Genomic DNA, 23,442 nt, shown 5'->3' on the forward strand with positions numbered 1-23,442 from the left:
CTCAGTTGTTTTGGTAAATATCCCGATACAGGCGGCTTTCGAAACGCACCAGCGGCGCGCGGCGCTGTTTCTGATCTTCCGGTGGCACGGCGTAGCCGGAGAGATACTGCACGAAGGCCATGCGCTGGCCGCTGGCGGTAGTGATGAAACCCGCCAGGTTGTAGACGCCCTGCAGCGCGCCGGTCTTGGCCGACACCTTGCCGTCTACGCCAGCCTCATGCAGGCCGCCGCGGTAGCGCAGGGTGCCGTCATAGCCGGACAGCGGCAGCATCGAGATAAAGTTCAGCTCGTTGTCGTGCTGCGCGATGTACTGCAGCGCCTGCATCATGGTCGCCGGGGCCAGCAGGTTGTGGCGCGACAGGCCGGAACCGTCGGCGATGATGGTGTTGCCCAGATCGATGCCGGCCTTCTGGCGCAGCACCTGGCGTACCGCATCGGAACCGGCTCGCCAGGTGCCCGGCACGCCGAAGCGTTCGTGGCCGATGGTGCGGAAGACGGTATCGGCGATCATGTTGTCCGATTTTTTCAGCATGATTTTCAACAGATCGTGCAGCGGCGCCGACTGGGTTTGCGCGATCACCGTACCGGTGATGCCGGGGCGCGTCTGGCGTTTCAAATGCCCGTCGATCTGGATGTCGGCCTGCTTCAGCTCGTCTTTCAGGATGGCGCCCGCATAGCTGGCACCGTCCTGGATGGCGAAGGCCAACGGCAGCGGCTCGCTGCGCTGCGTCAGGCAGCCGGTCAGGGTAAAGCGGTTCAGCTCGCCCGGCACCACGTCCAGCTCGCAGTACTGCGCGTCTGCCGAGCCGCGCGCCAGGGTGCGCACCTGGCTAAACATATTAACCGGATAATAGGAGGCGACGCGGATAAACGCCATGTCGCCCGGATTCGGCGCGCTGTACAGCGAGACAGAGAAACAGTTGCGATCGACAATGGCGGCGGCCGGCGGCGCGCTGAAGCACTGCGTCAGATCGTTCCACGGCCAGCCGGGCGCCTTGTCATGGCTGGCGAAGACCGAGGTATCGACCAGCACGTCGCCGCTGATTTGGCGCACGCCCTGCTTCTTCAGGACGGCCACCATATTGCGCAGGCTCTGGCGTTTGAAGGTCGGATCGCCGCTGAAGCGGGCGATCAGGTTGCCGCGCAGCACGCCGTCGCGGATATCACCCTGGCTCTCCAGCGTGGTGGTGAAACGGTAATCGGGCCCGAGTTGCAGCAATGCCGCCAGCGCCGTCAGCACTTTTTGGGTACTGGCCGGCAGCGCCATCTGCTGAGAGTGGTAATCGATCGTCGGCGCACCGGCGCCGATCTTCTGAACGACCAGGGCAAGGTTGGCCCCATCAGGCAGATATTGTGTGTACTCTTCAACCGGGGCCGCATTCGCATTCAGAACAAATGCGCAAGCCAATGCACTGACAATTCGTGAAAAACGCATAATCTCGGGATAACAGCTGGATAACGTGCCGTCATACTACGGTGCAATCAGGGAAAAAGTAAACGATGACCCTCAAGGAACTCTAGGCTAAAATGCGTATCAAAATGCAAAACCGATCTTGGCTTGGGCTCCGTTCCGAGTCAGGTTTCTTTTGTTTGTCGCCTGGAGGCGGGGGGCGGTATGCCAACCGTGTTTTCATACGAATACGTCAGGATGACGGTTATTTGAACAGGAAAGATTTAGAGGTATTTATACGATGAACCAAATTCCGATGACCTTGTTTGGCGCTGAAAAACTGCGCGAAGAGCTCGAATATCTGAAAAGCGTGCGCCGCCCGAAAATCATTGCGGATATCGCTGAAGCGCGTGAACACGGCGACTTGAAAGAAAATGCCGAGTACCATGCCGCCCGCGAACAGCAGGGTTTCTGCGAAGGCCGCATTCAGGAAATCGAAGCCAAACTGTCCAATGCGCAGGTGATCGATATCACCAAGATGCCGAACACCGGCCGGGTGATCTTCGGCGCCACCGTATCGGTGATGAATCTGGACAGTGAAGAAGAAGTGACTTACCGCATCGTTGGCGACGATGAGGCCGATTTCAAGAAAAATCTGATTTCGGTAAACTCGCCGATGGCGCGTGGCCTGATTGGCAAAGAGCAAGACGATGTGGTGGTGATCAAAACCCCAGGCGGCGACGTGGAATACGAGATCCTGAAGGTCGAGTATCTCTGATCGAGGCCGTTGGTCATTAATGCGCCAACGTTTTGTAAAGATAGGAAAAAGGCCGCAAGCGGCCTTTTATCTTGGTCAGGCGCATGGCACCTTTTCGTTAACCTGATGGTTATTAACGCGGTAGACTGATCTTGCGCTCTTTCGACGGGCGGTAAAGAATAAGCGTACTGCCGATAACTTGCACATTGCAGGCGCCCGTTTCACGCACGATAGCGTCGGCGATCAGGGTTTTGGTTTCGCGATCTTCAGCGGCGATTTTTACCTTGATCAGCTCATGATGCTCCAGAGCCTGTTCAATTTCAGCCAGCACCCCTTCGGTAAGACCGTTATTGCCCAGCATCACCACCGGTTTTAACGGATGCGCCAGGCCTTTCAGGTGCTGTTTTTGTTTATTATTCAGATTCATTGTCTTTTTTGCTTAAGTTGGGATTGAAAACGGTACATTCTACCGCCATCTCATGTATATCACCAAATCGGTCTTCACCGGTGTGAGTCTACGTGAGCAGCGACCCTGACATAAGACTCTTTTTATGATAGTTGGAAAACGAGATGGCTAATAAAAAGCGTTCGGCTAGCTCCAGTCGCTGGTTACAAGAACACTTTAGCGATAAATATGTACAGCAGGCGCAGAAAAAGGGACTGCGTTCCCGTGCCTGGTTTAAACTTGATGAAATACAGCAGAGCGACAAACTGTTCAAACCGGGCATGACCGTGGTTGACCTGGGCGCCGCACCGGGCGGCTGGTCGCAGTATGTGGTCACCCAAATCGGCGGTACCGGGCGCATCATCGCCTGTGATATTTTGCCAATGGATCCTATCGTTGGCGTCGATTTCCTTCAGGGCGATTTTCGTGATGAACTGGTGCTGAAGGCACTGTTGGAACGAGTAGGCGAGAGTAAGGTTCAGGTGGTCATGTCCGATATGGCCCCGAATATGAGTGGCACCCCGGCGGTCGATATTCCAAGGTCGATGTATCTGGTGGAGTTGGCGCTGGATATGTGTCGTGATGTCCTCGCACCAGGCGGAAGTTTCCTGGTGAAGGTGTTCCAGGGAGATGGCTTTGACGAGTACCTACGGGAAATTCGCTCCCTGTTTACGAAGGTTAAGATTCGTAAGCCAGACGCTTCCCGCGCCCGTTCGCGCGAAGTGTACATTGTAGCGACAGGGCGCAAACTGTAGTACCCTAACGCTGTTTGTTAACACAGTTGTAAGATGAGGTTAATCCCTTGAGTGACATGGCGAAAAACCTAATTCTCTGGTTAGTCATCGCGGTAGTGTTGATGTCTGTATTCCAGAGCTTTGGGCCCAGCGAGTCGAATGGCCGTAGGGTGGATTACTCTACCTTCATGTCCGAGCTGACCCAGGACCAGGTTCGCGAAGCGCGAATCAACGGACGTGAAATTAACGTTACCAAGAAAGACAGTAACAAATACACGACCTACATCCCTGTCAACGATCCTAAGTTGCTGGATACGTTGTTAACGAAGAATGTGAAAGTTGTCGGCGAGCCGCCTGAAGAGCCGAGCCTGCTGGCTTCTATCTTTATCTCCTGGTTCCCGATGCTGTTGCTGATCGGGGTCTGGATCTTCTTTATGCGGCAAATGCAGGGCGGCGGCGGCAAGGGCGCGATGTCCTTCGGCAAGAGCAAGGCCCGCATGCTGACGGAAGACCAGATCAAGACCACTTTCGCCGATGTCGCCGGGTGTGACGAAGCGAAAGAAGAGGTGAGCGAACTGGTGGAATACCTGCGCGAACCGAGCCGTTTCCAGAAGCTGGGCGGCAAGATCCCGAAAGGCGTGCTGATGGTTGGCCCGCCGGGGACCGGTAAAACGCTGTTGGCGAAAGCGATCGCCGGCGAAGCGAAGGTGCCGTTCTTCACCATTTCCGGTTCCGACTTCGTCGAAATGTTCGTCGGCGTGGGCGCATCCCGCGTGCGTGACATGTTCGAACAAGCGAAGAAAGCCGCGCCGTGCATCATCTTCATCGATGAAATCGACGCCGTCGGCCGCCAGCGTGGCGCCGGCCTGGGTGGCGGTCACGATGAGCGCGAGCAAACCCTGAACCAGATGCTGGTTGAGATGGACGGTTTCGAAGGCAACGAGGGCATCATCGTCATCGCGGCCACCAACCGTCCGGACGTGCTTGACCCCGCGCTGCTGCGCCCGGGCCGTTTCGACCGTCAGGTCGTGGTCGGGCTGCCGGATGTGCGTGGCCGTGAGCAGATCCTGAAGGTGCACATGCGCCGCGTGCCGTTGGCTGCCGACATCGACGCCTCCGTCATTGCGCGCGGTACGCCGGGCTTCTCCGGTGCCGATCTGGCCAACCTGGTCAACGAAGCGGCGCTGTTCGCCGCCCGCGGCAACAAGCGCGTGGTGTCGATGGTGGAGTTCGAGAAAGCCAAAGACAAGATCATGATGGGTGCGGAACGCCGCTCCATGGTAATGACCGAAGCGCAGAAAGAGTCGACCGCGTATCACGAAGCGGGCCACGCCATCATTGGCCGCCTGGTTCCTGAACATGATCCGGTACATAAAGTGACGATCATTCCTCGTGGCCGTGCGCTCGGCGTGACCTTCTTCCTGCCGGAAGGGGATGCGATCAGCGCCAGCCGTCAGAAGCTGGAGAGCCAAATCTCCACCCTGTACGGCGGCCGTCTGGCGGAAGAGATCATCTACGGGCCGGAAAAAGTCTCTACCGGTGCGTCGAACGACATCAAAGTGGCGACCTCCATCGCCCGCAACATGGTGACCCAATGGGGCTTCTCCGAGAAGCTGGGGCCGCTGCTGTATGCGGAAGAAGAGGGTGAAGTGTTCCTGGGCCGTTCCGTGGCCAAGGCGAAGCACATGTCGGATGAGACCGCGCGTATCATCGACCAGGAAGTGAAGTCGCTGATCGAACGCAACTACACGCGTGCTCGCTCGCTGCTGATGGAAAACATGGACATCCTGCACTCGATGAAGGATGCGCTGATGAAGTATGAAACCATCGATGCGCCGCAGATCGACGATCTGATGAACCGCAAAGACGTGCGTCCGCCGGCGGGCTGGGACGATGCGAACAAAGGCAACAGCTCCGACAACGGCGGCACCCCGAAAGCCCCGACGCCGGTAGATGAGCCGCGCACCCCAACGCCGGGCAACACCATGTCCGAACAGCTCGACAAGTAAGAACGGCTGTGTAATAACATCAAACCCCGGTACGCCGGGGTTTTTTTTTGCCCGGCGGGCAGTGAACCAGGCAACAGTAAGGTGGACCAACCATGCAGTTAACCGTGCGCGACATGACGCTCAATCTCTCCCATCCACAGGTGATGGGCATCCTCAACGTGACGCCGGATTCGTTTTCCGACGGCGGCCGCCACAACACCCTGAACCAGGCGCTGGTGCATGCGCATGCGCTGATTTCGGCCGGCGCCACGATGATTGATATCGGCGGCGAATCGACAAGGCCAGGGGCGGCGGAGGTGAGTGAAGAGGAAGAATTGGAACGGGTCGTGCCGGTGGTGGAAGCGCTGGCGCAGCGCTTCGAGGTCTTTATCTCGGTCGATACCTCGAAGGCGGGTGTGATCCGCGAATCGGCGCAGGCCGGCGCCCATCTGATCAACGACATCCGTTCGCTGCAGGAGCCGGGCGCCCTGGCGGCGGCGGCGGAAAGCGGCCTGCCGGTCTGCCTGATGCACATGCAGGGGCAGCCGCGCACCATGCAGCAGGCGCCGCACTACGACGATCTGATCGCCGATGTTCAGACGTTTTTCGAACACCATATCCAGCGCTGTAACGAGGCAGGGATAACAAATCAGAAATTGCTGCTCGACCCCGGCTTCGGTTTCGGTAAAAATTTGTCGCACAACTATCAGCTTCTGGCTCGGTTGTCGGAGTTTCATCGTTTTGGTTTGCCGCTGTTGGTCGGCATGTCGCGCAAATCGATGATTGGACAACTGCTGAACGTGCCGCCGGATCAACGGGTTATCGGCAGCGTGGCCTGCGCGGTGATCGCGGCGATGCAGGGTGCGCAGATTGTCAGAGTGCATGACGTTAAAGAAACCGTCGAGGCGATGCGTGTCGTCGAGGCAACACTTTCAGCTAAGGGACAGTAGAGACATGAGCGAGCGCAAATATTTTGGCACCGACGGCATCCGTGGCAAGGTCGGGGACAGCCCCATCACGCCGGACTTCGTGCTGAAGCTGGGCTGGGCGGCCGGTAAAGTGCTGGCGCGTCACGGTTCCCGCAAGATCATCATCGGTAAGGATACGCGCATCTCCGGCTATATGCTGGAGTCCGCTCTGGAAGCCGGTCTGGCGGCCGCCGGATTGTCCGCCTCCTTCACCGGGCCGATGCCCACGCCGGCGGTAGCCTATCTGACGCGCACCTTCCGCGCCGAAGCGGGCATTGTCATTTCCGCTTCGCATAACCCGTTCTATGACAACGGCATCAAGTTTTTCTCGATCGACGGCGCCAAGCTGCCGGACAATGTCGAAGAAGCGATCGAGGCCGAGATGGAAAAGCCGCTGACCTGCGTGGAGTCCTCGGAACTGGGTAAAGCCAGCCGCATCATCGACGCCGCCGGCCGCTATATCGAATTCTGCAAAGGCACCTTCCCGAGCGAGCTGAGCCTGAAAGGGCTGAAAATCGTGGTCGACTGCGCCAACGGCGCGACTTACCACATCGCGCCGAGCGTGCTGCGCGAGCTGGGCGCTACGGTGATCGCCATCGGCGTTGAGCCGGACGGCATGAACATCAACGAGAAATGCGGCGCTACCGATGTGCGTCAGTTGCAGGAGCGCGTGCTGCAGGAAAAAGCGCACGTTGGCCTGGCATTCGACGGCGACGGCGACCGCGTGATGATGGTGGATCACCTGGGCAATAAGGTGGACGGCGATCAGATCCTGTACATCATCGCCCGCGAAGGCCTGCGTCAGGGGCAGCTGCGCGGCGGCGCGGTCGGCACCCTGATGAGCAATATGGGGCTGGAGCTGGCGCTGAAGCAGCTGGGCATTCCGTTCGCTCGCGCCAAAGTGGGCGACCGTTACGTGCTGGAGAAGCTGCAGGAGCTGGGCTGGCGCATCGGTGCGGAAAACTCCGGCCATGTGATCTTGCTGGACAAAACCACCACCGGCGACGGCATCGTGGCCGGGTTGCAGGTGCTGACCGCCATGGTGCGCAACCACATGAGCCTGCATGACCTGTGCAGCGGCATGAAGCTGTTGCCGCAGATCCTGGTCAACGTGCGTTTCGCCGGCGATCACAATCCGCTGGAGTCCGAAGCGGTGCGCAAGGTCACCGAACAGGTGGAAGCCGAGCTGGCCGGTCGCGGCCGGGTGCTGCTGCGCAAATCGGGCACTGAACCGCTGATCCGCGTGATGGTGGAAGGCGAGGACGAGCAGCAGGTGACCGCGCTGGCACATCGCATCGCCGATGCGGTGAAATCCGCAGGTTAAAACAGACAGTTAGCCGCCGGGCTTGGCATCGCTGAGCCCGAACAGACGATTGTTGGCGTTTTTTTCCGCAAACGCGCCGGCGGCTGCAAATTGCCCTTGCGCGGGTTGGCGGCTTTGGTTAGTATTCACACCCGCTTCAGTAGGCAGTTTATAAACACGCCTGCTTGATGAGTGTGAAGCATTTGGCATGCGGTGAGGCCGCAAGGATACGGGTACTACTATGTACGAAGCTCTTCTGGTAATTTTCCTGCTGATTTCAATCGGGCTGGTTGCTCTGATTATGTTGCAGCAAGGTAAAGGCGCTGATATGGGAGCCTCTTTCGGAGCAGGTGCATCAGGCACGTTGTTCGGTTCGAGTGGTTCCGGTAACTTTATGACCCGCATGACTGCTGTATTGGCGACGCTGTTCTTCGTCATCAGCCTGATTCTGGGCAACCTCAGCAGCAACCAAAGCAAGAAAGGCAGCGAGTGGGAAAACCTCGGTCAGCCGGTGAAAACTGAGCAGACAACCGCGCCGGCAGCACCTGCCAAGCCGAGCAGCGACATCCCGCAGTAAGCCGCAACAAAGTTTGTAAACGGTGGTTGTGAACTCGAAAGAACAACGGCCGTTAGCAGTAAGAATCAGTACCGAGGTGGTGGAATTGGTAGACACGCTACCTTGAGGTGGTAGTGCCCTAACGGGCTTGTGGGTTCGAGTCCCATCCTCGGTACCAAATCCCAGAGATAACTTGCAATTTTGCGATTATCGGCGTAGTATTTGCCACGTTTTCGGACGCGGGGTGGAGCAGCCTGGTAGCTCGTCGGGCTCATAACCCGAAGGTCGTCGGTTCAAATCCGGCCCCCGCAACCACTTTCCTTTAAGTGTTTATTTTCAAATACACTTTTCGATTGAAATCCGCTTTTCTCGATCAACATTTGAAAATGACACTTGCTCGAAAGTTGTACCGAGGCCGCCTAGCGGCAAACAGGGTCCAGTTGCATAAAGCCCCGATTTTTCGGGGTTTTTTGTTATTTGGCAACAGAATCACTGGGCTATTTAGCCCTTTTTTTATGTCTTGGGGGTGGGCTTGTCCACATTAGAGCAACAGTTAACAGAGATGCTTTCGGCACCCGTAGAAGCGTTGGGCTTTGAGCTTGTAGGCATCGAATTCATTCGTGCGCGCCAATCGACGCTCCGCATCTATATTGATAGTGACAACGGCATCAATGTTGATGATTGCGCTGATGTCAGCCACCAGGTCAGCGCTGTATTGGACGTCGAAGATCCAATCACGGTCGCTTACAACTTGGAAGTCTCCTCTCCTGGCCTTGATCGCCCGATGTTCACCGCAGAACACTATACGCGTTACCTCGGTGAAGAAGTCAGCCTGGTCCTGCGCATGGCGGTACAGAACCGTCGCAAGTGGCAGGGTATTATCAAGTCTGTCGAAGGCGAGATGATCACGGTTACTGTGGAAGGGAAAGATGAAGTGTTCGCGCTGAGCAACATCCAGAAAGCGAACCTGGTACCCCACTTTTAAAGTTTGGAAGAGGCAACTAGGATGAACAAAGAGATTCTGGCTGTTGTTGAAGCAGTTTCCAATGAAAAATCCCTTCCGCGCGAGAAGATTTTCGAAGCGCTGGAAACTGCATTAGCCACCGCAACCAAGAAAAAATACGAGCAGGAAATCGACGTGCGCGTCAGCATTGACCGCAGGACCGGCGATTTCGATACCTTCCGCCGTTGGGTCGCCGTAGACGAAGTGACTCAGCCAACGCGTGAAATCACGCTGGAAGCCGCTCAGTTTGAAGATCCGAGCATCGAGCTCGGCGGCTACGTCGAAGATCAGATCGAATCCGTGACCTTCGACCGTATCACCACCCAAACCGCCAAGCAGGTTATCGTGCAGAAAGTGCGCGAGGCCGAGCGCGCGATGGTGGTCGACGCTTTCCGTGAACACGAAGGCGAGATCGTCACCGGCGTGGTGAAGAAAGTGAACCGTGACAGCATTGCGCTGGATCTGGGCAACAACGCCGAAGCGGTGATTGGCCGTGAAGACATGTTGCCGCGCGAAAACTTCCGTCCGGGCGACCGCATTCGCGGCGTACTGTACGCCGTGCGTCCTGAAGCCCGCGGCGCGCAGCTGTTCGTCAGCCGTTCCAGCCCGGAAATGCTGAAAGAACTGTTCCGCATCGAAGTGCCGGAAATCGGCGAAGAAGTGATTGAAATTAAAGCGGCAGCCCGCGATCCTGGCTCCCGTGCGAAAATTGCAGTGAAAACCAACGACAAGCGCATCGACCCGGTCGGCGCCTGCGTAGGTATGCGCGGTGCGCGCGTTCAGGCCGTGTCGAGCGAGCTCGGCGGCGAACGCATCGACATCATCCTGTGGGATGATAATCCAGCGCAATTCGTCATCAACGCCATGGCGCCGGCCGACGTCGCGTCGATCGTGGTAGATGAAGATAACTGCACCATGGATATCGCCGTTGAAGCCAGCAACCTGGCACAGGCGATCGGCCGTAACGGCCAAAACGTGCGTTTGGCTTCCCAGCTGCTGAAACAACACCGCGGCGACGATCGTTGGGAACTGAACGTGATGACGGCGGACGACCTGCAGGCCAAGCACCAGGCCGAGGCTCATGCCGCTATTGATACCTTCACCAAGTATCTTGATATCGACGAAGATTTCGCCACCGTACTGGTTGAAGAAGGCTTCTCCACGCTGGAAGAGCTGGCCTACGTGCCGATCAAAGAGCTGTTGGAAATCGACGGTCTGGATGAAGATACGGTTGAAGCATTGCGCGAACGCGCCAAAGCTGCATTGACCACGCTGGCCCTGGCACAAGAAGAAAGCCTGGGCGACAACAAACCGGCCGACGATTTGCTCAACCTGCCGGGTCTTGAGCGCAGCATGGCCTTTAAACTGGCCGCGCGTGGGGTTTGTACGCTGGAAGATCTTGCCGAGCAGGGTGTTGACGATCTGGCTGATATTGAAGGGCTTAGCGACGAGCAAGCCGGCGAGCTGATCATGGCTGCGCGCAATATCTGTTGGTTTGGCGACAACGCGTAATAACTGTAGCAGGAAGGAACAGCATGACGACAGATGTAACCGTAAAATCGCTGGCAGCAGAGATTCAGACTCCGGTTGATCGCCTGGTACAGCAGTTTGCTGATGCAGGGATCAACAAGTCCGAGTCGGACTCTGTTACCCAGCAAGAAAAAGAAACATTGCTGGCGCACCTGAACCGTGAACACGGCAGCGCGCCGGGTAAACTCACTTTGCAGCGCAAAACGCGCAGCACCTTGAATATCCCGAGCACCGGCGGTAAAAGTAAATCGGTGCAAATTGAGGTCCGCAAGAAACGCACTTATGTAAATCGCGATACGCAGGAAGCCCAGTTGGCTGAAGCGGCAGAGCAGGCACAGCGTGAAGCGGAAGAGCAGGCACGGCGCGAAGCGGAAGAGCTCGCAAAACGCGAAGCGGAAGCGAAGCGCGCAGCCGAAGAGCAAGCCAAACGTGAGGCCGCGGAGATTGCTAAGCGTAATTCAGCGGAAAAAGAAAAAGTGACCAATCAACATACCGACGAAATGACCAAGCCAGCTCAGGCGGAAAAAGCACGCCGTGAAGCCGAAGCCGCTGAACTGAAACGCAAAGCGGAAGAGGAAGTGCGCCGCAAGGTTGAAGAGGAAGCCAAGCGCGTGGCGGAAGAAGCCCGTCGCATGGCCGAAGAGAACGGCGAGAAGTGGGCCCAGGCAGACGCGGCAAGCGCCGCGGTTGAAAGCGCCGACTATCACGTGACCACCTCTCAGCACGCCCGTGCCGCGGAAGATGAAAACGACGCCAAAGTTGAAGGCGATCGTCGCAGCCGCACCCGCGGCGGCAAAGCCACCAAGCAGAAGAAAGGCAACAAGCTGTCCGAATCCAAAGCGGATCGCGAAGAAGCGCGCGCCGTTACCCGTGGTGGTAAAGGCAAACGCAAGCCTAGCGCTCTGCAGCAGGGCTTCAACAAGCCGGCGCAGGTGGTTAACCGCGACGTGGTGATCGGCGAAACCATCACCGTGGCCGAGCTGGCCAACAAGATGGCGGTAAAAGGTTCTCAGGTCATCAAAGTGATGATGAAGCTGGGCGCCATGGCCACCATCAACCAGGTTATCGACCAGGAAACCGCGCAGCTGGTTGCCGAAGAGATGGGCCACAAAGTTATCCTGCGTCGTGAAAACGAGCTGGAAGAAGCGCTGATGAGCGACCGTGATACGGGCGCTGCGGCCGAGCCGCGCGCGCCGGTCGTGACCATCATGGGCCACGTTGACCACGGTAAAACCTCTCTGCTGGACTACATCCGCTCCACCAAAGTGGCGGCGGGCGAAGCCGGCGGCATTACCCAGCACATCGGTGCCTACCACGTAGAAACCGAGAACGGCATGATCACCTTCCTGGACACCCCGGGCCACGCCGCGTTTACCTCGATGCGTGCTCGCGGTGCTCAGGCGACTGATATCGTGGTTCTGGTGGTGGCGGCCGACGACGGCGTGATGCCACAAACCATCGAAGCTATCCAGCACGCGAAAGCGGCGCAGGTGCCATTGGTGGTTGCGGTGAACAAAATCGACAAGCCGGAAGCCGATCCGGACCGCGTTAAGCAGGAACTGTCCCAGTACGGCGTGATGCCGGAAGAGTGGGGCGGCGAAGCGCAGTTCGTCCACGTGTCCGCGAAAGCCGGTACCGGTATCGACGAGCTGCTGCAGGCTATCCTGCTGCAGGCCGAAGTGCTGGAACTGAAAGCGGTACGCAGCGGTATGGCGAGCGGCGTGGTGATCGAGTCCTTCCTGGATAAAGGCCGTGGCCCGGTTGCCACCGTGCTGGTTCAGGAAGGTACGCTAAACAAGGGCGACATCGTCCTGTGCGGCTTCGAATACGGCCGTGTGCGTGCGATGCGTGACGAGCTGGGCCGTGAAGTGACCTCCGCCGGTCCGTCCATCCCTGTGGAAATCCTGGGTCTGTCCAGCGTGCCTGCAGCGGGTGACGAAGCGACCGTGGTGCGTGACGAGAAGAAAGCGCGTGAAGTGGCGCTGTATCGTCAGGGCAAGTTCCGCGAAGTCAAACTGGCGCGTCAGCAGAAGTCCAAGCTGGAAAACATGTTCGCCAACATGACCGACGGCGAAGTGTCCGAGCTGAACATCGTACTGAAATCCGACGTACAGGGTTCTTGCGAAGCGATCAGCGACTCGCTGCTGAAACTCTCCACCGACGAAGTGAAGGTGAAGATTGTCGGCTCCGGCGTAGGTGGTATCACCGAAACCGACGCGACGCTGGCTGCGGCTTCCAACGCCATCATCCTGGGCTTCAACGTGCGTGCCGACGCTTCTGCGCGCCGCGTGATCGAAGCGGAAAGCCTGGATCTGCGTTACTACTCCGTGATCTATAACCTGATCGACGAAGTGAAGCAGGCGATGAGCGGCATGCTGGCGCCGGAATACAAGCAGCAGATCATCGGCCTGGCCGAAGTGCGCGACGTGTTCAAATCGCCTAAGTTCGGCGCTATCGCCGGCTGTATGGTTACCGAAGGGACCATCAAGCGTCACAACCCAATCCGCGTACTGCGCGACAACGTGGTTATCTATGAAGGCGAGCTGGAATCCCTGCGCCGCTTCAAAGATGACGTTAACGAAGTCCGTAACGGCATGGAATGTGGTATCGGCGTTAAGAACTATAACGACGTGCGCGTCGGCGACATGATCGAAGTGTTCGAAATCATTGAGATCCAACGCACCATCGCTTAACGATTGCACATCTGCTTATATCTGTTTACGGGGGGCCTTTGTGCCCCCCGATTTGTCTGGAGAATCCAAAATGGCAAAAGAATTCAGCCGCGGTCAACGCGTGGCGCAAGAGATGCAGAAAGAGATTGCGATCATTCTGCAGCGTGAAGTGAAAGATCCGCGCGTCGGCATGGCGACCGTTTCCGGCGTGGAAGTGTCCCGTGACCTGGCGTATGCCAAGGTTTACGTCACCTTCCTGAACGTGCTGACCGAGAACCACGATCCGGATCTGGTCACCAACGGCATCAAAGCGTTGCAGGACGCTTCCGGTTACATCCGCACCCTGCTGGGCAAAGCGATGCGCCTGCGCGTGGTGCCGGAGCTGACCTTCGCCTACGACAACTCCCTGGTGGAAGGCATGCGCATGTCTAACCTGGTGACCAACGTGGTGAAGAACGACGCCGAGCGCCGTTCCGCCTCAGGCGATGACAAGGAGGACTGATGAGTCGCCCTCGTCGCCGCGGCCGTGATATCCACGGCGTGCTGTTGCTGGACAAGCCGCAGGGTTTGTCGTCCAACGATGCGCTGCAAAAAGTAAAGCGCCTGTACAACGCCAACCGGGCGGGCCACACCGGCGCGCTCGATCCGTTGGCGACCGGCATGCTGCCTATCTGCCTGGGTGAAGCGACCAAGTTTTCGCAATACCTGCTCGATTCCGATAAACGTTATCGGGTGATCGCCAAGCTGGGGCAGCGTACCGATACCTCGGACGCCGACGGTCAGATCGTGCAGGAGCGCCCGGTGAACTTTACCCAGGCGCAGCTCGACGCGGCGCTGGACACCTTCCGCGGTGACATCCAGCAGGTGCCGTCGATGTATTCGGCGCTGAAATACCAGGGCAAGAAACTCTACGAGTATGCGCGCCAGGGGATTGAAGTGCCGCGCGAAGCGCGCAGCATCACGGTGTACGAGCTGCAGTTTATCCGCTGGGAAGGGGATGAGCTGGAGCTGGAGATCCATTGCTCGAAAGGCACCTACATCCGCACCATCACCGACGATCTCGGCGAGTTGCTGGGCTGCGGCGCGCACGTGATCTATCTGCGCCGCCTGCAGGTGGCGACTTATCCGATCGCGCGCATGGTGACGCTGGAACAGCTGAATGCTTTGCTGGCGCAGGCGCAGGAACAGGCGATCGCGCCCGGCGAGCTGCTCGATCCGCTGCTGATGCCGATGGACAGCCCGGTTGAGAACTATCCGGAAGTGAATTTGCTGCCGGTGGTGGCGGGTTACGTCAAGCAGGGGCAACCGGTGCAAGTGGCCGGCGCGCCGGCTTCCGGCCTGGTGCGCATCACCGAGGGTGAAGAGCGAAAATTCCTCGGCGTTGGCGACATCGCCGAGGATGGTCGCGTGGCGCCGCGCCGCCTGGTGGTCGAGCATTTCGACTGACGGCGGGGCACTGCGTCGCCTTGCGATCGCACTGCGCTAAGAGTAGAATGGCGCAGCTTATGCATTGGGTTGCTGAATTAGAGATCGGCGCCTGTTTTTATTATCTATAATCTGGAGTATTACAATGTCTCTAAGTGTTGAAGCTAAAGCTCAAATCGTAGCTGATTTCGGTCGTGGTACTAACGACAGCGGTTCTACCGAAGTTCAGGTTGCCCTGCTGACTGCGCAGATCAACCATCTGCAAGGCCACTTCTCCGAGCACAAAAAAGATCACCACAGCCGTCGTGGTCTGCTGCGTATGGTTTCTCAGCGTCGTAAGCTGCTGGACTACCTGAAGCGTAAAGATGTAGCACGTTACACCAGCCTGATCGAGCGTCTGGGTCTGCGTCGCTAATCTAGCAAGTTTCAGTGGAAAGGGGCCTATTTTGGCCCCTTTCTTCTAGGAAGCATAAGCAAATCAGGTTAATGTATTACTGATGTTTCCAAACAGGTTCTTCCGTTACAGAGGTTCGCGCGGCTAATGAGAGGCTTTATCTCCCGCCTGAGATAAGGATTGTCATTAGTCGCGAGGATGTAGTGAGAAGGCAAATCGAGTCACAGGCGTGTCGAGTCGTCAATGCGATTGCGCGCCGTTAATCAAGGATATAATTTTGCTGACACCGATCATTCGCAAATTCCAGTATGGCCAGCATACCGTCACCATCGAAACCGGTATGATGGCTCGTCAGGCCACCGCCGCCGTTATGGTGAGCATGGATGACACCGCCGTCTTCGTTACCGTCGTTGGCCAGAAAAAAGCCAAGCCGGGCCAGAGCTTCTTCCCGCTGACCGTTAACTACCAAGAGCGTACCTACGCCGCCGGCCGCATCCCGGGCAGCTTCTTCCGTCGCGAAGGCCGTCCGAGCGAAGGCGAGACCCTGACCTCCCGTCTGATCGACCGCCCGATCCGCCCACTGTTCCCGGATAACTTCCTGAACGAAGTTCAGGTGATCGCGACCGTAGTTTCCGTTAACCCGCAGGTGAACCCGGACATCGTTGCGATGATCGGTGCTTCCGCGGCCCTGAGCCTGTCCGGTATTCCGTTCAACGGCCCAATCGGCGCAGCGCGCGTAGGTTACATCAACGATCAGTACGTGCTGAACCCGACGACCGACGAGCTGAAAGAAAGCCGTCTGGATCTGGTGGTTGCCGGTACTGCCGGTGCGGTGCTGATGGTTGAGTCCGAAGCGGACGTGCTGAGCGAAGATCAGATGCTGGGCGCTGTGGTGTTCGGCCACGACCAGCAGCAAGTGGTTATCGAAAACATCAACGCGCTGGTTGCCGAAGCCGGCAAACCGAAGTGGGATTGGCAGGCGCCTGCGGTCAACGAAGCGCTGCACGCGCGCGTGGCTGAACTGGCCGAAGCTCGCCTGGGCGACGCTTACCACATCACCGAAAAACAAGAGCGTTACGCTCAGGTTGACGCGATCAAAGACAGCGTGGTTGAAACCCTGCTGGCGCAGGACGAAACGCTGGACGCCGGTGAGATCCAGGACATCCTGGGTAACCTGGAGAAAAACGTGGTGCGCAGCCGCGTACTGCGTGGCGAGCCGCGTATCGACGGCCGTGAAAAAGACATGATCCGTGGCCTGGACGTGCGCACCGGCGTACTGCCGCGCACCCACGGTTCCGCGCTGTTCACCCGTGGCGAAACTCAGGCGCTGGTTACCGCGACCCTGGGCACCGCGCGCGACGCCCAGAACCTGGACGAGCTGATGGGCGAGAAGACCGACAGCTTCCTGTTCCACTACAACTTCCCTCCGTACTCCGTAGGCGAAACCGGCATGGTCGGTTCTCCTAAGCGTCGTGAAATCGGTCACGGTCGCCTGGCGAAACGCGGCGTATTGGCTATGATGCCTAAACCGGAAGATTTCCCGTACACGGTTCGCGTGGTGTCTGAAATCACCGAATCCAACGGTTCTTCTTCCATGGCTTCCGTGTGCGGCGCGTCTCTGGCGCTGATGGACGCCGGTGTGCCAATCAAGGCTGCCGTTGCGGGCATCGCGATGGGCCTGGTGAAAGAAGCCGACAACTATGTGGTTCTGTCCGACATTCTGGGTGACGAAGATCACCTGGGCGACATGGACTTCAAAGTGGCCGGTAGCCGCGACGGTATCACCGCGCTGCAGATGGACATCAAAATCGAAGGCATCACCCGCGAAATCATGCAGGTGGCTCTGAACCAGGCCAAGGGCGCGCGTCTGCACATCCTGGGCGTAATGGAACAGGCTATCAGCACTCCGCGCGGCGATATCTCCGAATTCGCACCGCGTATTCATACTATCCGCATCAACCCGGATAAAATCAAAGACGTGATCGGTAAGGGCGGTTCTGTTATCCGTGCACTGACCGAAGAGACTGGCACTACCATCGAAATCGAAGATGATGGTACAGTTAAAATCGCTGCGACCGACGGTGAGAAAGCGAAATTCGCTATCCGTCGCATCGAAGAGATCACGGCAGAGATCGAAGTGGGCCGTATCTACCAGGGTAAAGTGACCCGTATCGTTGATTTCGGCGCATTCGTCGCTATCGGCGGTGGTAAAGAAGGTCTGGTGCACATTTCTCAGATCGCCGACAAGCGCGTTGAGAAAGTGACCGACTATCTGCAGATGGGTCAGGAAGTGCCGGTTAAGGTACTGGAAGTTGACCGTCAGGGCCGCGTGCGTCTGAGCATCAAAGAAGCGATGGCGCCGGAAGCAGGTTCACCTGCGCCTGAAGCAGAATAACTGTATAGATAGTTTTACAGCTCCCCACCACGGGGTTGGGGGCTGTTCGTATCGCGCGGGTAGGATGCCCGCGTTTTAGCAAACGGAGGACAGGACGTTCATCCAATGTTTGTCTTCGGGAGTGGGAAATGAAGCCTTTCTTGCGCTGGTGTTACGTTGCGACAGCACTCATGCTGGCAGGATGCAGCAACCATGATTGGCGTAAAGACGAAGTTTTGGCAATCCCGTTGCAGCCAACGTTGCAGCAGGAAGTGATCCTGGCGCGCATGGAACAAATTCTTGCCAGCCGGGCACTGACGGATGACGAACGCGCACAGCTTTTATATGAGCGCGGTGTGCTGTATGATAGCCTCGGGTTACGTGCATTAGCGCGCAATGATTTCTCGCAGGCGCTGGCGATACGTCCCGACATGCCGGAAGTTTTCAACTACCTGGGCATTTACTTAACGCAGGCAGGCAATTTTGATGCTGCCTATGAAGCGTTTGATTCTGTACTAGAGCTTGATCCAACTTACAATTACGCGCGTTTAAACCGGGGCATCGCACTGTATTATGGCGGCCGCTTCCCGTTGGCGCAGGATGATCTGCAGGCGTTTTATCAAGACGACCCAAACGATCCCTTCCGTTCGTTATGGCTGTATCTGGTGGAGAGAGAAATCGATCCCAAGAAGGCCGAGGTAGCGCTTCAGCAGCGCTATGACAAAGCGGACAGAGGGCAATGGGGATGGAATATTGTCGAATTCTACCTGGGCAAGATCAGCGAAAAAACGCTGATGGAACGCCTCAAGGCAGATGCAACGGATAACACTTCGCTCGCTGAGCATCTCAGTGAAACTGACTTCTATTTGGGTAAACACTACCTGAGTCTGGGGGACAAGGACACCGCTTCGGCGCTGTTCAAACTGACGGTGTCTAACAACGTTCACAACTTCGTTGAGCACCGCTATGCATTGTTGGAATTGGCGCTTTTGGGCCAAGAGCAAGACGACCTATCGGAATCGGACCAGCAATAGCTGACGAACACCTATCAGCCTGATGGACATTGGTTTTTAACCAAAGTTATCGCCTTCACGGGCGAGGGCTTTTTTGTTCGTTTTATAATCTAATTTGAGCCGGTTCACACTTTTCAATGAAAATGACTGAAAATTTTCTCGACGAGTTATGTAGACTGGCTGCCATTATTAATGAGGCACGTGTACATGACGACTGAGTTTGAAACCTCTTTTGCTGATCTGGGGCTGTCTGCTCCAATCATTTCCGCCCTGAACGATCTGGGCTATGAAAAACCATCTCCGATCCAGGCTGAGTGTATTCCTCACCTGTTGAACGGCCGCGACGTGCTGGGCATGGCACAGACCGGTAGTGGTAAAACTGCAGCGTTCTCGCTGCCGCTGCTGCACAACCTGCAGGCAGACCTGAAAGCACCTCAGATCCTGGTGCTGGCACCGACCCGCGAACTGGCGGTTCAGGTTGCTGAAGCGATGACCGATTTCTCCAAACACATGAACGGCGTCAACGTGGTAGCCCTGTACGGCGGCCAGCGTTACGACGTGCAGCTGCGCGCTCTGCGCCAGGGCCCGCAAATCGTTGTGGGTACCCCAGGTCGTCTGCTGGACCACCTGAAGCGCGGCACCCTGAACCTCTCTAACCTGAGCGGCCTGGTGCTGGATGAAGCCGACGAAATGCTGCGCATGGGCTTTATCGAAGACGTAGAAACCATCATGGCTGAGATCCCGGCTGAACATCAGACCGCGCTGTTCTCCGCCACCATGCCGGAAGCGATCCGTCGCATTACCCGCCGCTTCATGAAAGAGCCGCAGGAAGTACGCATCCAGTCCAGCGTGACTACCCGTCCGGACATCAGCCAGAGCTACTGGTCGGTCTACGGCATGCGTAAAAACGAAGCGCTGGTGCGTTTCCTGGAAGCCGAAGACTTTGACGCGGCGATCATCTTCGTCCGTACCAAGAACGCGACCCTGGAAGTGGCCGAAGCGCTGGAGCGCAGCGGTTACAGCAGCGCCGCGCTGAACGGCGACATGAACCAGGCGCTGCGTGAGCAGACTCTGGAGCGCCTGAAAGACGGTCGTCTGGATATCCTGATCGCGACCGACGTTGCGGCCCGTGGCCTGGACGTTGAGCGCATCAGCCTGGTTGTCAACTACGACATCCCGATGGACTCCGAGTCTTACGTTCACCGTATCGGCCGTACCGGTCGTGCGGGCCGCGCCGGCCGCGCGCTGCTGTTCGTGGAAAACCGCGAACGCCGCCTGCTGCGCAACATCGAACGCACCATGAAGCTGACCATCCCTGAAGTGGAACTGCCGAACGCAGAACTGCTGGGCGAGCGTCGTCTGGCCAAGTTCGCCGCGAAAGTTCAGCAGCAGCTGGAAAGCAGCGATCTGGACCTGTACCGCGCACTGCTGACCAAACTGCAGCCGGAAGAAGAGCTGGATATGGAAACTCTGGCCGCCGCGCTGCTGAAAATGGCACAGGGCGAACGTCCGCTGATCCTGCCGCCGGATCCGGTCTTCAAGCCGCGTCAGCGCCGCGAGTTCAACGACCGTGACGATCGTCGCGGTGACCGTGGCGACCGTCGTGACAGCCGTGACGGCGATCGTCCGCGTCGCGAACGTCGTGACGTTGGCGAAATGCAGCTGTACCGCATCGAAGTGGGCCGTGACGATGGCGTAGAAGTGCGTCACATCGTTGGCGCTATCGCTAACGAAGGCGACATCAGCAGCCGTTACATCGGTAACATCAAGCTGTTCGCTTCTCACTCCACCATCGAGCTGCCAAAAGGCATGCCGGGCGAGATCCTGAATCACTTCACTCGCACCCGCATCCTGAACAAGCCGATGAACATGCAGCTGCTGGGCGATGCACAGCCGTTCGAACGTCGCGAGCGTCGTGACGGTGGCAACGGTGGCAACGGTGGCGAGCGTCGCGGCAACGGTCGTCCGTTCAACGGCGAACGTCGCGAAGGCGGCCCGCGTCGCTCCTTCGGCGAACGTCGTGAAGGCGGCAACGGCGGCGAGCGTCGTGGCGGTAACTACAACCGCGACGGCAAGCCGGCGCCACGCCGTGATGACGGCGCACCGGCAGCACCACGTCGTCGTTTCGGCGACGCGTAATCGCTGATTCGCCGTTCGCGGTGAAGCGCTCTGAAAAACCAGCCTGCGGGCTGGTTTTTTTATGCCTGAAAGTTGCCGTCAAACGCCCCTGAATGGCGTATCATTCATAAGGTTTTTTCTTATGGATGATATGCACGGGAGATGCCATGAGTTGGCAGCAGTTCAAATCTCAATACCTGGTGCGCTTTTGGGCGCCGCTGCCGGCGGTGATCGCCGCCGGGATCCTTTCTACCTACTACTTCGGCATGACCGGCACCTTCTGGGCGGTGACCGGCGAATTCACCCGCTGGGGCGGCCATGTGCTGCAGTGGTTCGGCCTGCACCCCGAGCAGTGGGGCTATTTCAAGGTCATCGGCCTGCAGGGCACGCCGCTGGAGCGCATCGACGGGCGCATGATCATCGGCATGTTCGCCGGCTGCATCGCCGCCGCGCTGTGGGCCAATAACATCAAACTGCGTCAGCCGCAGCACCGCATTCGCATCGTGCAGGCGCTGCTGGGGGGCATCATCGCCGGCTTCGGCGCACGCCTGGCGATGGGCTGCAACCTGGCGGCGTTCTTCACCGGCATCCCGCAGTTCTCGCTGCACGCCTGGTTCTTCGCGCTGGCGACCGCCGCCGGCTCCTACTTCGGCGCCAAATTCACGCTGCTGCCGATGTTCCGCATTCCGGTCAAGTTGCAAAAGGTGAAGGCCGCCGCGCCGCTGACGCAGAAGCCTGAGCAGGCGCGCCGTCGCTTCCGGTTGGGCATGGCGATCTTCGGCCTGGCGGTGGCCTGGTCGTTGTGGACGCTGTTCGATGCGCCGAAACTCGGCATCGCCATGCTGTTCGGCATCGGCTTTGGCCTGCTGATCGAGCGCGCGCAGATCTGCTTCACTTCGGCGTTCCGCGATCTGTGGATCACCGGCCGCACCCACATGGCGAAAGCCATCATCATCGGCATGGCGGTGAGCGCCATCGGCATCTTCAGCTATGTGCAGCTCGGCGTGGCGCCGAAGATCATGTGGGCCGGCCCGAATGCGGTGCTGGGCGGTTTGCTGTTCGGCTTCGGCATCGTGCTGGCCGGCGGCTGCGAGACCGGCTGGATGTACCGCGCCGTGGAAGGGCAGGTGCACTACTGGTGGGTGGGGCTGGGCAACATCATCGGCGCTACGCTGCTGGCCTATTACTGGGACGACCTGGCGCCGGCGCTGGCGACCGACTACGACAAGATCAACCTGCTCGATACCTTCGGCCCGATCGGCGGCCTGCTGGTGACTTACCTGCTGCTGGCGCTGGCCTTCGCCGCCATGCTGTGGTGGGAGAAACGCTTTTTCCGCGCCCGGCCTGAGGCGCAGGTGGTGAATTTGAGGAGCATGCCATGAAAGAGACGACGATAGTGCCGGACTACCGGCTGGACATGCTGGGCGAGCCTTGCCCGTACCCGGCGGTGGCGACGCTGGAGGCGATGCCGCAGCTGAAGCCGGGGGAGATCCTGGAGGTGATCAGTGATTGCCCGCAGTCGATCAACAACATCCCGCTCGATGCGCGCAACCACGGCTACAAGGTGTTGGATATCCAGCAGGACGGGCCGACCATCCGCTATCTGATCCAGCGTTAACGCCGAGGCGGTGGGGTTCCCACCGCCTTTTCGCTTTTTAGCCCTTCACGATGTCGCCCTTCACGCCGGCGACGATCTCGAACGAACGCAGCCGCGCCTGATGATCGAAGATCTGGCCGTTGACCATGATCTCGTCGGCATCGGTTTCACGCAGCAGCGTTTGCAGCCCGTGACGCACCGTTTTTTCATCGCCGACGATCGACATCCGCAGCGCCTGTTCGACGCCGTACTGCTCGCCGGCGGTCCACAGCGCGTGGATGTTATCCACCGGCGGCGGCAGCGGGCCGGGCGAACCGCGGCGCAGATTGATGAACTGCTGCTGCATCGAGCTGAACAGGAAGCGCGCGTCGCGGTCGCTGTCGGCGGCGATCACGTTGACGCACACCATGGCGTGCGGCTGCGCCAGCTGTTTGGAGGGTTTGAAGTTCTCGCGGTACAGCTGCAGCGCCTGGAACAGCATATCCGGAGCGAAGTGCGAAGCGAAGGCGAACGGCAGGCCGAGCTGCGCCGCCAGCTGTGCGCTGTAGAGGCTGGAGCCGAGCAGCCAGAGCGGCACATGCAGCCCCTGGCCCGGCACCGCCTGCACCGGCTGGCCGGGCTGCGCGTCGCAGAAGTAGTTTTGCAGTTCCTGCACGTCGCGCGGGAAGGTATCCACATCGCCGGACAGGTGGCGGCGCAGCGCCATCATGGTGCGTTGATCGGTGCCGGGCGCGCGGCCCAGCCCCAGATCGATGCGGCCGGGGTAGAGCGATTCCAGCGTGCCGAACTGTTCAGCGATCACCAGCGGCGCATGGTTCGGCAGCATTACGCCGCCGGAGCCGAGGCGAATGCTCTGGGTGCCGGCGGCCAGATAGCCCAGCAGCACCGAGGTGGCGGCGCTGCCGATGCCGGTCATATTGTGGTGCTCGGCCAGCCAGTAGCGCTGGTAGCCCCAGCGTTCGGCGTGTTGCGCCAGATCCAGCGAACAGTGGAAAGCGTCGCGCGCCTTGGCCCCTTGCGGGATTGGCGATAAATCCAGTACCGAAAGCGGTACGGCAGTGTGTTCAGTCATGACATCGTCCATCAGAGAGTGGATCGCTTAAAGGGCGATTGCAGGAATCTGCATACTAAAAGGCCGAAAAAAGATGCTTTTTAGTGTTAAAAGCATAATCCAA

Annotated in this window: 21 protein-coding genes and 2 tRNA genes; 20 read left to right on the forward strand and 3 right to left on the reverse strand. The window is 58.4% G+C overall.

Annotated features, from left to right (window positions below):
* Position 1: 1 nt before the first annotated feature.
* Positions 2-1,435, reverse strand: coding sequence for a serine-type D-Ala-D-Ala carboxypeptidase (gene dacB, locus ACJ8IJ_RS15275; RefSeq protein ID WP_015376410.1), 1,434 nt, complete (start codon positions 1,433-1,435; stop codon positions 2-4).
* A 256-nt stretch (positions 1,436-1,691) separates the two neighbouring features.
* Here dacB and greA point away from each other — a divergent pair, with 256 nt between their 5' ends.
* Positions 1,692-2,168 carry a transcription elongation factor GreA gene (gene greA, locus ACJ8IJ_RS15280; protein WP_004933539.1) on the forward strand — a complete coding sequence of 159 codons (477 nt, stop codon included), beginning with the start codon at positions 1,692-1,694 and terminating at the stop codon, positions 2,166-2,168.
* A 112-nt stretch (positions 2,169-2,280) separates the two neighbouring features.
* Here the strand turns inward: greA and yhbY are convergent, their stop codons facing one another.
* Entirely contained in the window at positions 2,281-2,574 is a 294-nt protein-coding gene (gene yhbY, locus ACJ8IJ_RS15285; protein WP_004933536.1) for a ribosome assembly RNA-binding protein YhbY, read from the reverse strand.
* A 143-nt stretch (positions 2,575-2,717) separates the two neighbouring features.
* Between yhbY and rlmE the strand changes: the two genes are divergently transcribed.
* The 19 genes from rlmE to yedF all read left to right on the forward strand — a co-directional run bounded on the left by rlmE (position 2,718) and on the right by yedF (position 22,288).
* A complete protein-coding gene (rlmE, locus tag ACJ8IJ_RS15290) occupies positions 2,718-3,347 on the forward strand; it encodes a 23S rRNA (uridine(2552)-2'-O)-methyltransferase RlmE (RefSeq protein ID WP_004933533.1) in 630 nt (209 codons plus the stop codon).
* Positions 3,348-3,403: 56 nt separating this feature from the next.
* Positions 3,404-5,335, forward strand: a complete 1,932-nt coding sequence (gene ftsH / locus ACJ8IJ_RS15295; RefSeq protein ID WP_004933529.1) for an ATP-dependent zinc metalloprotease FtsH — start codon at positions 3,404-3,406, stop codon at positions 5,333-5,335.
* Between the two features lie 92 nt (positions 5,336-5,427).
* A complete protein-coding gene (gene folP / locus ACJ8IJ_RS15300) occupies positions 5,428-6,264 on the forward strand; it encodes a dihydropteroate synthase (RefSeq protein ID WP_004933528.1) in 837 nt (278 codons plus the stop codon).
* A 4-nt stretch (positions 6,265-6,268) separates the two neighbouring features.
* Complete coding sequence (gene glmM / locus ACJ8IJ_RS15305; RefSeq protein WP_004933522.1) at positions 6,269-7,606, forward strand: phosphoglucosamine mutase; 1,338 nt, start codon at positions 6,269-6,271, stop codon at positions 7,604-7,606.
* Positions 7,607-7,826: 220 nt separating this feature from the next.
* A complete protein-coding gene (gene secG / locus ACJ8IJ_RS15310; RefSeq protein WP_004933519.1) occupies positions 7,827-8,162 on the forward strand; it encodes a preprotein translocase subunit SecG in 336 nt (111 codons plus the stop codon).
* A gap of 70 nt (positions 8,163-8,232) precedes the next feature.
* Positions 8,233-8,319: transfer RNA gene (locus ACJ8IJ_RS15315), tRNA-Leu, on the forward strand.
* Between the two features lie 60 nt (positions 8,320-8,379).
* Positions 8,380-8,456 (forward strand) — tRNA-Met (locus tag ACJ8IJ_RS15320).
* A 217-nt stretch (positions 8,457-8,673) separates the two neighbouring features.
* A complete protein-coding gene (gene rimP / locus ACJ8IJ_RS15325; RefSeq protein WP_004933515.1) occupies positions 8,674-9,126 on the forward strand; it encodes a ribosome maturation factor RimP in 453 nt (150 codons plus the stop codon).
* A gap of 21 nt (positions 9,127-9,147) precedes the next feature.
* Complete coding sequence (gene nusA / locus ACJ8IJ_RS15330; protein ID WP_004933514.1) at positions 9,148-10,656, forward strand: transcription termination factor NusA; 1,509 nt, start codon at positions 9,148-9,150, stop codon at positions 10,654-10,656.
* A gap of 23 nt (positions 10,657-10,679) precedes the next feature.
* Positions 10,680-13,367: a translation initiation factor IF-2 gene (gene infB / locus ACJ8IJ_RS15335; RefSeq protein ID WP_004933511.1), complete on the forward strand. Its 2,688-nt coding sequence runs from the start codon at positions 10,680-10,682 to the stop codon at positions 13,365-13,367.
* 70 nt (positions 13,368-13,437) lie between these two features.
* Positions 13,438-13,848, forward strand: a complete 411-nt coding sequence (rbfA, locus tag ACJ8IJ_RS15340; RefSeq protein ID WP_004933508.1) for a 30S ribosome-binding factor RbfA — start codon at positions 13,438-13,440, stop codon at positions 13,846-13,848.
* Positions 13,848-14,792 (forward strand): tRNA pseudouridine(55) synthase TruB, encoded by a 945-nt coding sequence (gene truB, locus ACJ8IJ_RS15345; protein WP_265261466.1) that lies wholly within the window; start codon positions 13,848-13,850, stop codon positions 14,790-14,792. The genes rbfA and truB overlap by 1 nt, the downstream gene beginning before the upstream one ends.
* Positions 14,793-14,916: 124 nt before the next feature.
* On the forward strand, positions 14,917-15,186 hold the full coding sequence (rpsO, locus tag ACJ8IJ_RS15350; protein ID WP_004933502.1) for a 30S ribosomal protein S15: 270 nt from the start codon (positions 14,917-14,919) through the stop codon (positions 15,184-15,186).
* A gap of 256 nt (positions 15,187-15,442) precedes the next feature.
* Entirely contained in the window at positions 15,443-17,560 is a 2,118-nt protein-coding gene (gene pnp / locus ACJ8IJ_RS15355; protein ID WP_049186967.1) for a polyribonucleotide nucleotidyltransferase, read from the forward strand.
* 128 nt (positions 17,561-17,688) lie between these two features.
* Positions 17,689-18,573, forward strand: a complete 885-nt coding sequence (nlpI, locus tag ACJ8IJ_RS15360) for a lipoprotein NlpI (RefSeq protein WP_004933495.1) — start codon at positions 17,689-17,691, stop codon at positions 18,571-18,573.
* 122 nt (positions 18,574-18,695) lie between these two features.
* Positions 18,696-18,770 (forward strand): protein YrbN, encoded by a 75-nt coding sequence (yrbN, locus tag ACJ8IJ_RS15365; protein WP_223182019.1) that lies wholly within the window; start codon positions 18,696-18,698, stop codon positions 18,768-18,770.
* Positions 18,760-20,691 carry a DEAD/DEAH family ATP-dependent RNA helicase gene (locus tag ACJ8IJ_RS15370; protein WP_342578821.1) on the forward strand — a complete coding sequence of 644 codons (1,932 nt, stop codon included), beginning with the start codon at positions 18,760-18,762 and terminating at the stop codon, positions 20,689-20,691. Before yrbN ends, ACJ8IJ_RS15370 begins: the two co-directional genes overlap by 11 nt.
* 146 nt (positions 20,692-20,837) lie before the next feature.
* Complete coding sequence (yedE, locus tag ACJ8IJ_RS15375; RefSeq protein WP_004933488.1) at positions 20,838-22,052, forward strand: selenium metabolism membrane protein YedE/FdhT; 1,215 nt, start codon at positions 20,838-20,840, stop codon at positions 22,050-22,052.
* A complete protein-coding gene (gene yedF / locus ACJ8IJ_RS15380; RefSeq protein ID WP_004933486.1) occupies positions 22,049-22,288 on the forward strand; it encodes a sulfurtransferase-like selenium metabolism protein YedF in 240 nt (79 codons plus the stop codon). Before yedE ends, yedF begins: the two co-directional genes overlap by 4 nt.
* Positions 22,289-22,325: 37 nt before the next feature.
* On the opposite strand, the gene ACJ8IJ_RS15385 is transcribed toward yedF, so the two are convergent.
* Positions 22,326-23,339 carry a luciferase-like monooxygenase gene (locus tag ACJ8IJ_RS15385; protein WP_033633542.1) on the reverse strand — a complete coding sequence of 338 codons (1,014 nt, stop codon included), beginning with the start codon at positions 23,337-23,339 and terminating at the stop codon, positions 22,326-22,328.
* Between the last annotated feature and the right edge of the window lie 103 nt (positions 23,340-23,442).

Source organism: Serratia sp. CY40230, from assembly GCF_052168835.1.
Taxonomy (GTDB): domain Bacteria; phylum Pseudomonadota; class Gammaproteobacteria; order Enterobacterales; family Enterobacteriaceae; genus Serratia; species Serratia nematodiphila.